Genomic DNA, 14,163 nt, shown 5'->3' with positions numbered 1-14,163 from the left:
CTACCTTCCTGAATGGACATTTGTAGGCAACATTGCCGCATTCACGGGCTTCCAATGTGCGACTCTGGAATTAATGAACCCCGACTCACGTAATGCACGTTCAATCGTCCCCCGTTCTTTCAAAATCCGAAGCCCTTTGTTCAACGCTCTAAATACTCGTTCTCCATCAGGATGACGCTTACTTACAACAAAATGACGTGAATCCGGCAACAGCACTTTCAGGTTATTGATAGGAACGTATTCGCGTCCTTCAAAATTCATCGTTAACGATTCACTGACACTGAAATTGACCAACATGGCATCAGCCACTTGGTTTTCAACCATGTTTAACATGGTTTCCCAAGGACCTATAAAGCTTATTAAATTAACCGGTAAGTTATTAAGTGCATGCCAGTCAACCTGCCAACGAGGGTTGGCAACGACGGTTATTTGATCTAATCGTTCTGCGGGTAGGTCTTGTAAAGCAACGTTCCGTTTTGTTACGTACAGGCCGGCTTCATATTGGCCAACCTCCACCAATGGTTCGCTTACAAATAGAGAACCTTTTAAATCAATAATGTCTTCATGCCAGACAGAGCGGCCAATTAACACGCTATCACCAGCGATCAACGCGCTGTATTCAAGGGTGTTAACTGCAGGCTGAGGGCGAAACTCCAATGGCCTACTTTCACCACCTAAACTTAAGGCCTGTTGAAGTAACACCATCTCAATAATCTCGATGTGGGAGCCTTTCGTGTTGGGGTAGAAATGCTCAAGCTCGAGCGGACTACGACCGGCAAGAAATTCGTGATAACGAGAAGAAAAATTTTCACTCGTTAAAATATCCACCACGATAGAGGTATTTGCTTGAATTGGCATCACCACCAGCAAAGCGATGAGTTGAATAAACTGCTTCAAATACCTTTCCTCATTCATTGACAGATAATACGAGTCCGCTTTTCAAAGCTGGTCCCATTTTAACCAATTGAAAACAGATTTCACGATAAAATTAAACCTTTTTCATTATTTTTACTGCAACTACTTCAAAAAGCAGAACAAAAACATCAAATGATTGATTTAATTTTAGTCAACTCAGGAGAATTTATAGATACATTTCCGTATGATTATTAATCAAATTTGGATTTTCGCGTTTCCTTCTTAGGTTGAAAACGAGCCATTGTAAATGGCATACAATAAGCTCATTAATGGACAACGCCACTGGTTTTCAGAGTAAGTAGGATAAAAAACAGTGTTAAAGGTAAAATGAAAAAGCCCGACGACAGTCGGGCTAAACATTACTCAGGTGCTGATTTTCCGAGTAGATAAGCTTTGCCATTCGCCATTACATAATAGTTAATTGGCACAAGAATGAGCGTAATAAAAGTCGCAAATAAAATCCCAAATCCAAGGCTAACGGCCATCGGTATCAAGAATTGCGCTTGCGTTGAGCGCTCAAACAAAAGTGGCATCAAACCTATGAATGTCGTCAATGACGTAAGCATAACAGGTCTGAATCTCGAAACGCCTGCGGTAAGCAACGCTTCTTTAATTGGAGTACCGTTTTTTCGAGCGATATTGATGAAATCGACCAAAACAAGGCTATCGTTCACGACAACTCCAATTAACGCCAAAATACCCAGTAAGCTCATCATGGTAAGGTCCATACCCATGATCAAATGCCCCGCAATCGCGCCAATCGCGCCAAATGGGATAACTGACATGACCACCAGCGGTTGACCATAGCTTTTAAAGGGGATAGCCAGCAGCGCATATATTGCAAACAGGGTAAACAGCAGCCCGATTTCTAAGCTCCCCACGGATTGACGCTGTTCTTTTGCTTCACCTTCTAGTGTATAACCGACACCCGGATATTGTGCGGTTAGGTCAGCCAAAAACTGATTTAAATCGGCTTGCAATGCCGTCATATTGACGCTTTGCTTATCAATATCCGCAGTCACGTTTAATGTTCTATAGCGATCAATACGATAAATCGATGCAGGACTTTGACCTGCTTTGAAGGTTGCAACCTGTCCAAGCGGCACTTGCTTGCCTGTCGGCGTAGAAATCAAAAACGCCCCCAATTGTGCTAAAGAAACTCGCTCATCGGTTGGCAATCTCACCATTACGCGCACATCATCTCGCCCTCGCTGGATACGTTGCACTTGCGAACCATAAAAGGCGTTGCGCACCTGACGTAACACATCTGCACGGTTTAAACCAAGCGCTAAGCCTACGTCATTCAAATCAATTTGAACTTCCTGCTTCCCGTCTGAAAGGCTGTCCGCAATATCGAACACGCCCTCGAAATGGTTAAGCTTTTCTTTGATTTTCTCGGCAACCAGACTCAATTCATCTAAATTATTGCCTGTAAGTTGGACGTCAATTGGGTCACTGATGCGTCCAAACTCGGCTCTGAATGTCAGCATTTCAGCACCCGCAACTGGGCCGATAAGCTGTCGCCACTCGTTAACCAGCTGTACACTGCTTACATCCATCACTCGGACTTCAGGAGATTGAATTTCAAAACGAACCCGTCCTGTCGAGGAGCTATTGCTAGAACCTGATGACCCCGACGATGACAGCACGTTTAAAATAACACTTTGTCCTGTTTCTGGGTCGGTGTACTTGTCTTTCAATTCAAGCGCAGCTTTTACCATACGGTCAATATGGCCGTCCGTTACTTCAAACGGCGTTCCAGTAGGCATCGTTAGGTTTACTCGAGCCGTTTCCGATTCAATCCGAGGGAAGAAAACAAAACGCATCCACCCTGACATGATCATGGCTACAATCACAATAAAAATACCGCTGAAACCAAGCAAAGTACTCGTTTTGTTATTTAAGCACCAACGTAAAATCGGCTGATAGTATTTCAAAATGGATTGTTCAAACCCATTCGCAAACTTTTGCTGCCAACGGCAAAAACCGCTCACAGAATCGCCATTTTTTTGCTTTAAATACTTAAGATGTGCTGGCAATACAAATTTGGATTCCACCAACGAAAACAATAAAACCGGGATCACGACCACGGCGATTTGCGCGAACATCGCGCCACGTTGTCCTTCAATCATCAGCATGGGAATGAACGCTACAACAGTTGTAAGTACTCCGAACGTTACGGGCGTTGCAACTTCTTGTGTACCGTGAATTGCAGCATCTAAACCCGACTTTCCTTGCTGCATATGGCGAAACACGTTCTCACCGGTCACAATTGCATCATCAACTACAATTCCCAGCACAAGAATAAAACCAAAAAGGCTCACTAAATTTAGGGAAATATTGAAATAGGCCATCGCTAAAAAAGCGCCAGTGAAACTGATAGGGATCCCAATAAACACCCAAAATGCGATCGCAGGACGAAGGAACAAGGTCAGTAACGCAAGGACCAAAATACCGCCTTGTATCGCATTAGAGGTAAGTGTCGCTAGGCGCTTTTTAACAACCTCAGAATCATCATCCCAATAGGTTAGCTTCACCCCCTCTGGTAAGGTGGCTTGTTTCTTTATAGCAAAGGCTTTAGCGGCATCCGCCACGTCAATCGCACTTTGCTCACCCACTCGATACACTTGAATAAGCGCCGCCGGTTCACCGTTAAATCGCGTTAGCAATGGTGTTTCTTCAAAATTATCCGCAATCGTTGCGATATCGCCTAATCGCACTAAGCTGCCGTCTTCTGCCGTCTTTACAATAATTTGCGCAAATTCTTCTTTTTGATAGGCCTGACCTTTCGAACGTAAAAGAATTTCGCCACTTTGCGTTTTTACGTTCCCGGCCGAAATATCTTGAGAACTGTTGCTGATTAGCGTGCTAATTTTTGCGAGTGATAAATCATACTGGCGAAGCGTATCTTGGCTTACATTTATCGCAATCTCATAATTACGAACACCTTGAAGACTGACTTGCGTGATCCCTCCTTCACGCAGTAAATCATCGCGTAAATGTTCAACCAGCGTTCTCAGCTCTCGTTCTTGCAACGGACCTGATAACGCTAAGTTAATGACTTCTCGGTTTCTCTGTGCCAACGCAATGCGTGGACGTTCAGCGTCAATGGGTAAAGTTGAAATCGCATCAACACGACTTTTGACGTCGGCTAAAAGTTCACGAGGGTCATAACCTGATTGCGTCTCTATCGTCACACTAGCACTGCCTTCCGTAGAGCGGCTGGTGATCCGTTCAATACCTTCTAAGTCTGCAACCGCTTCTTCAATGCGAATCGTCACGCCTCGCTCAACGTCTTCAGGGGTTGCACCACGCAGTGACACAGAAACAGATATTTTGTCACTGACCGTGTCTGGGAAAACTTCAAGTGGTATGTCCTTAAACAGACTCATCAACCCCACAAACAGCAAACTGAGCATTAACAGGTTAGCTGCGACATGATTTCGAGCAAACCAAGCTATCATGCTGACTCTCCTGATTTTTGGCGTGGCTTCCCATCATGTTTGCGCTCACCTTTCCCTTTTTCAGCGTCATGACGAGGTTTATTCGGTTTTGCTTCAAGTGCAACACCGTCTTTTTCTACGATGTTTACGGCTGTGCCACTGACCACTTGACCAAGCGGACTAATAACCAACTCATCGCCTGCTTGCAATCCGCTATCAACAACACTGTGAGAATCATTCTGCCAAGCAAGTTTCAAATCTCTACGCTGCAATCGTCCTTCATTGACAACGAACACATAACTATTTTGGTAAAGCGCCTTGTTAGGAATTAGCAGTTGTTCATCCTTCGTTTTGCCTTGGATTTGTGCGGTTACGTACTGTCCTATTTTGAGTGGCATTTTGTTTTTGTGCTGAGCACTGAACGGATCATCAATTTGTGCGATAACGTATAATTGCTGTGCATTGCTATCAATTGCCGATTCAGTACGAACGATGCGACCTTCCCAAATTTCAGGCTGTCCAAACAGGGTAGAACGAAGACTAACGCGTGGTAACTCTGCACGAGACTCTCCGTCACGATAATGCTCTGGTAACGAAATAAATGGCAGGTCGCGTTGTTTCAACGGTAATCGAACCTCGACGTAATCTGTCGCATAAACCTCAGCAAGTTGCGTGTTATTTCCCGCAAGTTGGCCTACATCGACCTTTTTACTGAGAACACGGCCATTAAACGGCGCCATAATTTGAGTACGAGACAAGGCAAGTTCGGCAGTGGCTAATTCCGCTTTTGCTGACAATAACTTGGCTTCGGCAGCAGCCAATTGAGGTTTACGCAGTACTAAGGCAGATGGTGTTTTACCTTGATTTCCGAGGCGCAACCAATCTTGAAGCGCTTGTTCGCCACGCGCTTTTTCTTCTATCAATGCTTGGTCCGCACTCATCACGTTTGCTTTTGCAGTCTGTACTTTTGCTTGATAATCACGGTCATCAAGTTTGACGAGCACATCACCTTGGTTGAAAAAGCCACCTTCGCGGAATTGGCTACTTAACCACACAACTTCACCACTCACTTGGCTTTGTAAAAGTGATTGAGTACGAGGTTTCAACACTCCAAATGAATTGAGTGTAAATTGGTACGGCTCAGCCGTTACGGTTTGTACTTGAACATTAATTGCCGGAACTGGTGGCGCTTTGCGACGTTTTGCCTCCGGTTTCATAAAGTGGATCAACGCCAAAATAGTGACGATAGCGATAACAATCGCGGCAGATAAACGATACTTAGGATTCATCTTAAGATTCCAAATTAAGCGAGAACAAAGCCGAGAGCGGTCGTCCCAATGCAGTTTCTAAATTGATAATTTGTTGACGTTGCTCAGTCGATAACGTGATTTTCGTCACTTCAGCATCCAATGCACGTTTTTGTGCATCTAGTACGGTTGTGAAGTTCACCAGTCCTTTTTGATATTGCGAAAACGACAGATCTTGAGCCATACGTGCATTCTCAAGGGCAACTTCAGCTAAGCCCACTCGCTCACCAATAGCGTGGTAATTTGCAAGCTCTACTTCTATTTCACCGTAGGCTTTATTTAAGGTGTCTTGAAGTTTACTCTTAGCAATACGTTCGTTACTTTGTGAACGAGCATAATCATTGGCAAGCCTGCCACCATCAAACAAAGGTTGTGACAAATTGACGACCCAAGACCACAGAAAATCCCCTTTCAGAAGCGACTTAAACTCGTCAGCACTGTAGCCGCCAGATGCTGTCAATTTGAAATTAGGAAACTGTGCTTTGAAAGATGCCGCAGATGCCTTGTTGGACGCCAATAACTCATACCAAGCAGCCTGTACATCCGGTCGATTTAGCGCCATTTCACTGCCTAGCGAATCATAGTTGGCGGCGTTGAACGTTGGCATAGCCGGAGTCAACTCACCTTGAGTAGATTTCACACCAGCCGCAATCTGTAGCTGACTAAACGCCTGAACCAAGACTTGCTTTTGGCGCACTACACGGCTTTGTTCTGAAGCAACATTATTTCTTGCCAAATAAACATCCAAAGCGCTTGTTAAACCTAATTGGTAATTTTCCTCTAGCATCTGCAACTGTTGACCGAGTAACGCTGCCCGCTTTTCATATAAGTCCAACAACGTTTGCGTTTGGATCATCGTTAAAAAAGCAACGCTCACTTGTTTCAGCGCAGTTTGTTCCGACTGAAAGCTTGCTTGCTTTGCTTGCTCATAGGCCATTACGGCTTGTTGCTCGGAATCGTCGAGTTTACCCAACCAATCAAGTTCCCAACTAAAAGACAACGTTAGGTTGTTGCCATTAGCAAGCGTTGCGTTCGTTTTACGTCGGCTGTGATCTAGTGCAAGCTTGAGATCCGGTAATTGCGCAGCATTCGAATTGGCTAAAGCCAGACTTGCCTGAACTTCCCTTTCTTTCGCTTGGTTTAAAGTCGGGTTATAGGAAAGCGCTAATTTTAGCCAGTCATCGAGAGATTGGAGTTTTTCAGGGGACGAAACTAGCGCTAACTCTGGACGGGTCATGGGTTCGGTGTCTTGAGTGATCTGACACCCTGCCAGTATCAATGACATACACACCAATGAGAGCGTTTTATACATGGGCTAAAACATCTGTTCCACAATAATTGACGCTAACTGTAGAGAAGCGGTCTCGAATACACAAACATATTTACGCTGATTTACACTCGTTCAGCGGTAAACTGCGTTTAGCCGATTTATGTACCAAAAACAAACGCCAAATCACCAATAAAATGAAAGCGAAATGTATACAAAACAAAAGCAAAACATCTTTAAAATGTAAAATGTTAGATGTTTTTTAAGATGATTAGAAAACAATCAACAATATCGACGAGTTAAACACGCTTTTTCAAAAATAACTAACTAGATAATAAATATACATTTTGTCTTTTTTACCTCCATTCGTCGCAGTTAATTGTTTCAAATTTTGTATCGCATTTACATTTTTTCACAATATTTTATTTTTAAAATTCATACAGTTACAAGAAAACACCTCTTATTGTAAATACATATGCATCATTGTGAAGAATGTTTATTGATTGGGGACTCTCTTTTACATTATAGTCATTACTCTTTTTCATCCCGTTAAGACATCATCATAATTAAATACAATCCAGGGGTAGCTATGTCTAAAACAATAAAAATGTCGTCTGTCGCGACGGCAGTCAGTGCTGTAATGTTTTCTGGTCTTGCAAATTCTGCGAGTTTCCAAGATTACAACTACCAAAACAAAGCGCCAATTGCGAAGCAATACTCTCAAATTCAAGGCCAAGTTAAGAAAAATGCATCTACAGATGTAACAACTTGGCTTGTTAAACTAAATACACCTTCAATTGCAGACCAAACCATCGCAGGTAATACGGTTGCTCTTGCTCGCCAAAACGTTGAACAAGTTCAGCATTCTGTTGAAAAAGCGATCGTTGATTTAGGTGCAGATTTACAAGTAATTACTAAGACAACTAAACTTGTGAATGCAATTGTTGTAAACGGTAAAAAATCAGACGTTGAACAATTGGTTGCTAACCCACTTGTTGAAGCTGTTCTTCCTGTATACGACTACAAACTAGACGTAGCAGACAGCGCTGACTACATCAAAGCAACGCCATTAGTTCAAGCAGGCACTGCTTCAGGTCAAGGCATCCGTGTAGCAATTTTAGATACTGGCGTTGACTATACTCACAAAGCGTTAGGCGGTTCAGGTAACGTTGCTGATTATGAAGCTGCAGCAGCAGATCCTGCAGATACACCAGCATGGCCACAAGGCAAAATCGTTGGTGGTTACGATTTCTTCCATAATGACCCAGATCCAATCGATGCAGGTTCAAACCACGGTACTCACGTATCGCATTCTGTCGTTGGTATCGCACCAAACGTAGAACTATTTGTTTATTCAGTTTGTTCTGAAACGTGTCCAGGTATTGCTCAACTTCACGCACTTGAAGCTGCAATGGATCCAAACGGTGACGGCGATATTTCTGACCGTGTAGACGTAGTTAATATGTCTCTTGGTGGTGATTTTGGCGATAGCAAAGGCGGAGCTGTACAAGAGCTTATCGACAAAGCAGTAAAATTAGGCACAACAGTTGTTATTTCAGCAGGTAACGATGGTCCGACACCATTTATCGTTGGTGGCCCTAGTACAACTGAAAATGCACTTTCAGTTGGTGCGATGACTCACCCAGTTATCAAATCACCTGAAATGACAAGCCAATTCTTAGGTGAAGCGGCTGAAGTTGGCGTTTCTAGCTTCAACCCAGTAAACGAATTTGCGTTTACCAATGAGACCGCTCCACTTGCGTTCGTTGCTACGGGTGCAAACGCATCAGGTGACGAGACTTCAGAAGCGTGTGAAGCGTTTGCTGAGAATGTAGACTTTACAGGTAAAGCTGTACTTGTTGACCGTGGTTCATGTAACTTCACAGCGAAAGTGCTTAATGCACAAGCTCGTGGCGCTAAATTAGTTATCATCGCAAACCATACGCCTAACGCTGGCCCAACTCGCCCAGGTGGTAGTGCGCCAGGTATCGAGATTCCGAGCATTGGTGTAAGTTATGAGCTAGGCAAAGCGCTTAAGGCAGCGCTTGCTTCTGGTGATGTTGCATACTCAGTGCAATCTGAGCTTAAAGATCAACAAGGTGCTATCGCATCATTTACTTCTCGCGGCCCATCAATGGACGGCATCTTAAAGCCTGAAATCACAGCGCCAGGCGTGAACATCATGACTGCACACCCAGGTCTTGGTGAAGGTCTAACACCGGCAAGCGGTACTTCATTCTCAGGCCCTATCACTGCGGGTGCGATGAGTATGCTTCGTGAAGCACTTCCAGAGCGTACTGCACTTGAAGTTAAAGCAACTATCATGAACGCGGCGAATCTTGATGTTACGATGGAACCTCGCGCTGTAAACCCTAATACAGCTCTAGCACCAATCAGCTACATCGGTTCAGGTTTAGTTGACGTAGAAAAAGCGGCGGCACTTCCAGTTGCAGCATGGGCGAAAGACACAAAACAAGCAGCGCTTTCTTTTGGTCTTGTAACGCTTAGCGAAGTAACGAGCTATACCAAGACAGTTGAAGTGAAAAACTTCTCAAATGCAGCTAAAACGTATTCTCTGTCTTTAGAGCAACGTTTCGCTGATGACATTGAGCGTGGCGCGTTGAGCATGACTTTCCCTGAGTCAATCACAGTGCCTGCTGGTCAAACGATTTCTTTTGATGTTGTTGCAACGGTAGACCCAACTAAACTACCTGAGTGGACTCTTGACTCAGGCAACATGTACAAACCAGAAACAACAGCTGATCTGACTACATTGGAACTTGACGGTGCATTAAACTTCTCGGAAGGCGGAAATAAAGCGTTCCACTTAGTTTACCACATGCTTCCAAAAGCAACTTCTGCTGCGTCTGTGACACCAACGAAAACGGCTAATGGCGTTGAATATGTGTTAACAAACACAGGTGCTGTTGAGCTAGAGCCATTCTTTGCTCCAACTGTTGCAACAGACGCTGCAAACGACAGCGACCGTTTAGACATCATTGGCGCATCAATTGAAACGATTGAAGTACCAGCAGATTACTGTCCAAGCGGCTACATGACGTTTACGACAATGGTAACTAGCCACCCTATCTCGCACACATACCAAGGCGGTTTCTTTGCTGATATCGACTTCGCAGCAAAAGGCGAGACAGCGCCAGATGGCACATACGATGTAACAGTACAAAACGGTAAGTTAGAATGGTTCTATGATTCTGCGGCTTCAGGTACTGCGATTACGTTTACACATCCTTACGACAGTGAAAACGGTAACATCACGGATGTATACTTCACATCAGGCAACAACTACGTGACGCTATCAAGCTGTATCGAGTCTCTAGGTTTAGACGCAGCTTCACTAGCTGAAGGTGTTCCAGCAAAAATCCGCTTCCGTACAGAAGAAGATACGTGGGAACCAGTTCCAAGTGCGTCACTTGATGAAGTAACGGTTAATTACACGTTCAAAGTATCAACAAGCGATGTTGCTGCACTCGTTGATAATGAAGGTAACCCACTTGAAAATGCACTTGCTGCTGGCCAATCAGCAAAACTTGCATTCTCTGGTGCAAACTTCATGATGCTATCAAGCAACGGTGCAACGCCTCTAAATGCTACACCAGCGGCAGACAGCCAAGACGCGCCAATCATCACTGCAGAACAAACATTCTCAGTAGATGAAAATACAGCTAACGACACTGTTATTGGTGAAGTTGCTGTAAGTTACGCTTCAACACTTGCAAATCCAGTGTCTGAATTCATCGTAACTAAGTCTACGTCTTCAGCTGTTACAGTTAACGCAAGCGGTGAAGTTGTTGTTGCAAACAGCGCTCTGCTTGACTACGACGCTGGCCTACACAGCATTGAAATCGAAGTAGCAGCGGCTGACACAGCAGGCAACGTGTCTGAGCCAGCAACTATCGTTGTAAATGTTAAGAACTTAATGGATGAAGCAAGCGAGCAACCAGTTATTCCTGTTGTTGTTCCAAACAAAAAATCATCTTCAGGTTCATTGTTCTGGTTATTGCTAGCAGCACCTCTTGCACTATTCCGTCGCAAGAAGTAATCGCTAGAAACGAAAAAAAGCCCACGCAATAATGCGTGGGCTTTTTTTATTTATACTGGTTTTGTTTTTTCAACGTGGTGAAACGATGTCACCCTGAATACCTTATTTGATGTCAGCTCAGTCAATAAGACGTTAAGCAGCCATTAAATAAGGCACTTGGCCTTTATGCTTTGTCGCGCGTGAATAGCTCCCCTTACCTTTCTTCGCTTTTTCCACTTTGCTTTGAAACAGGACGCTGGTCACAAGTGCTTTCATCGCGTTATCTTTAATTTCACCACGTTTATGGTCATGGACCATTTTACTTTTTTTACTCATATTTTCCTCGAGTTGGTTCTTTTCTAGTTTGCTATTGAAGACGTATACGATGTACATCGATTGAGTCTCTATACTTTGTACGACAATCTGTACGGCACTACAGTTCGTACAAATCTTCATCCAAAATACGCTGCGCATTATTGGTAGGAGAAACGCAAAATACAATAGGGAAAATAGAAAAAAACGCAGCAAGCTGCGTTTTTTAAAAACAAGGGATTAAGCGTCGGGTTCATACCCAAGATTTGGCGATAACCATCGCTCCGCTTCAGCAAGGCTCAAATTCGCCCGCGTCGCGTAATCCTTAACTTGGTCTTGTTGAATAGATGCAACCGCAAAATATTTTGAATCCGGATGTGAGAAATACCATCCCGATACGGCAGCGCCAGGCCACATGGCATAAGAACTCGTTAACTTCATTCCAATGCGTGATTCAACGTCTAACAAGTCCCAAATTTTTTGCTTTTCTGTATGTTCAGGACATGCCGGATAACCGGGAGCTGGGCGAATTCCTTGATAATTTTCACGGATCAGCTCTTCATTGGAGAGTGTTTCGTCTTTTGCGTAGCCCCAATACACTTTGCGTACTTGCTCGTGTAAATACTCAGCAAAAGCCTCCGCCAATCGATCTGCAACCGCCTTGACCATGATCTTGTTGTAGTCGTCTTGTTGCTGCTCAAATACATCCGCCAGTGCATCTTCTTCAAGGCCACCTGTAACGGCGAATGCACCTAAGTAATCAGGCGTGCCTCTTGGTGCAACAAAATCAGATAAGCAATAATTTGCAAAATCCGTTTTCTCTGTTTGTTGACGTAAATGACAGGCAAGCTCTAATCGCTCGGTGCGAGACTCGTCAGTGTAAACTTCAATATCATCGCCTACGCGATTCGCAGGGAATAAACCGATCACACCAAGCGGCTGCAGTGAACCGTCTTTTTCGAGTGTCTCTAACATCGTATTCGCATCGTTGAACAATTGCGTGGCTTCTTCCCCCACAATTTCATCGCTCAAAATGCGAGGATATTTACCCGCAAGGCTCCATGTCATGAAAAAGGGTGTCCAGTCGATGTACTTGCGAAGAGTGCGAATGGGCACATCTCTAAATTCTGTAATACCTAGTTTAGTCGGCACTGGTGGGGTGTAATTTTTCCAATCTAAAGCTAACGCGTTGTCACGTGCCTTTTCAATACTAACAGGCTTTGTACGTGGCTTTTTACGCGCTTGTTGGTCTCGTACCACCACATACTCCTCTTTCACTCTCTCAAGGAAAGGTTGTTTCTGTGTTTTCGATAACAAACTCGACACCACGCCAACTGCTCGGCTAGCGTTATTCACATACACCACACCTTTGTCATATTGAGGCTCGATTTTCACTGCGGTATGCGCTTTTGATGTTGTTGCGCCGCCAATTAACAACGGCAACTCAAAACCTCGACGCTTCATCTCTTTCGCTACGTGCACCATTTCATCGAGCGACGGAGTGATGAGGCCTGACAATCCAATGATGTCGGCGTTCGTATCAATTGCGGTTTGCAGGATTTTTTCAGCCGGTACCATTACGCCTAAGTCAATGACTTCGTAGTTATTACATTGCAGAACAACGCCGACGATGTTTTTACCGATGTCATGCACATCGCCTTTTACGGTTGCCATGACGATTTTTCCTGCACTCGAACCGCCTTGCTTTTCGGCTTGAATGTAGGGGTCGAGATAAGCTACCGCGCGCTTCATGACGCGTGCCGATTTGACTACCTGCGGCAGGAACATTTTACCTGCACCAAACAAATCGCCGACTACGTTCATACCGTCCATCAACGGCCCTTCTATCACTTCGATTGGCTTGGCAAACGAAAGACGGCACGCTTCGGTATCTTCATCAATGTATTCTGTAATCCCTTTGACAAGCGCATGTTCCAAACGTTTAGCGACAGGCCAGCTACGCCATTCCAAGTCTTCGACTTTTTCGGCTTGTGCCATTCCTGAGTATTTCGGCGCTAATTCAACCAAGCGCTCACCTGCGCCCGCATCACGATTGAGGATCACATCTTCTACCGCGTTACGTAGCTCTTCTGGAATGTCATCATAAACCGCAAGCTGTCCCGCATTAACAATCCCCATGTCCATACCGGCTTGGATCGCATGATAGAGAAACACGGAGTGAATGGCTTCACGTACCGGATTATTACCACGGAATGAAAACGACACATTCGACACACCACCCGATATTTTACAATAAGGAAGGTGTTTCTTGATGCGGCGTGTGCCTTCAATAAATTCAACGGCGTAGTTGTCGTGCTCTTCAATCCCCGTTGCCACCGCAAAAATATTCGGGTCAAAGATAATGTCTTCAGGAGGAAAGCCCAGCTCATCCACCAAAATGCGATAGGAGCGCTCACAAATATCGAACTTACGATCAGCCGTTTCGGCTTGGCCTTTTTCGTCAAACGCCATCACCACCACAGCCGCACCAAAGCGCTTGATAATTTTGGCTTGGCGTACAAATGGCTCAATCCCTTCTTTTAACGAGATAGAGTTAACAATGGCCTTGCCTTGAATACATTTTAACCCCGCCTCAATGACATCCCATTTCGATGAGTCGACCATGATAGGCACGCGCGAAATTTCAGGCTCAGAGGCAATAAGGTTTAGAAACTTTACCATTGCCGCTTTTGAATCCAACATGGCTTCGTCCATGTTGATGTCAATCACTTGTGCACCGCTCTCAACTTGCTCACGAGCAACTTCCAATGCGGTTTCGTAGTCCCCTTCCATGATTAAGCGCTTGAATCGTGCCGATCCAGTTACGTTGGTTCTTTCACCGACGTTTGTAAAAATAGCTGTCGCTTGACTCATACTACA

General features: G+C 44.5%; 7 protein-coding genes. 1 reads left to right on the top strand and 6 read right to left on the bottom strand.

Annotated elements, in window-relative coordinates; translation table 11 throughout:
* From J5O05_RS14015 to J5O05_RS14000, 4 genes are all read right to left on the bottom strand, one after another.
* Complete coding sequence (locus J5O05_RS14015) at nucleotides 1–897, bottom strand: type 2 periplasmic-binding domain-containing protein (protein WP_244369638.1); 897 nt, start codon at nucleotides 895–897, stop codon at nucleotides 1–3.
* 377 nt (nucleotides 898–1,274) lie between these two features.
* Nucleotides 1,275–4,379, bottom strand: a complete 3,105-nt coding sequence (locus J5O05_RS14010) for an efflux RND transporter permease subunit (RefSeq protein ID WP_208842619.1) — start codon at nucleotides 4,377–4,379, stop codon at nucleotides 1,275–1,277.
* Entirely contained in the window at nucleotides 4,376–5,647 is a 1,272-nt protein-coding gene (locus J5O05_RS14005; RefSeq protein ID WP_208842618.1) for an efflux RND transporter periplasmic adaptor subunit, read from the bottom strand. The genes J5O05_RS14010 and J5O05_RS14005 overlap by 4 nt, the downstream gene beginning before the upstream one ends.
* Nucleotide 5,648: 1 nt before the next feature.
* Nucleotides 5,649–6,977 (bottom strand): TolC family protein, encoded by a 1,329-nt coding sequence (locus tag J5O05_RS14000; protein WP_208842617.1) that lies wholly within the window; start codon nucleotides 6,975–6,977, stop codon nucleotides 5,649–5,651.
* 544 nt (nucleotides 6,978–7,521) lie between these two features.
* Here J5O05_RS14000 and J5O05_RS13995 point away from each other — a divergent pair.
* Nucleotides 7,522–10,992, top strand: a complete 3,471-nt coding sequence (locus J5O05_RS13995) for a S8 family serine peptidase (protein WP_208842616.1) — start codon at nucleotides 7,522–7,524, stop codon at nucleotides 10,990–10,992.
* 132 nt (nucleotides 10,993–11,124) lie between these two features.
* On the opposite strand, the gene J5O05_RS22750 is transcribed toward J5O05_RS13995, so the two are convergent.
* Nucleotides 11,125–11,427 carry an alternative ribosome-rescue factor A gene (locus tag J5O05_RS22750; RefSeq protein ID WP_341874694.1) on the bottom strand — a complete coding sequence of 101 codons (303 nt, stop codon included), beginning with the start codon at nucleotides 11,425–11,427 and terminating at the stop codon, nucleotides 11,125–11,127.
* Nucleotides 11,428–11,523: 96 nt separating this feature from the next.
* Nucleotides 11,524–14,157 (bottom strand): methionine synthase, encoded by a 2,634-nt coding sequence (metH, locus tag J5O05_RS13985; protein WP_208842615.1) that lies wholly within the window; start codon nucleotides 14,155–14,157, stop codon nucleotides 11,524–11,526.
* Nucleotides 14,158–14,163: the final 6 nt, after the last annotated feature.

This window comes from Pseudoalteromonas xiamenensis, from assembly GCF_017638925.1.
GTDB classification, from domain to species: domain Bacteria; phylum Pseudomonadota; class Gammaproteobacteria; order Enterobacterales; family Alteromonadaceae; genus Pseudoalteromonas; species Pseudoalteromonas xiamenensis.
The sequence above is the reverse complement of the archived record's forward strand: the minus strand, read 5'-3'. Positions and strand labels throughout refer to the sequence as shown.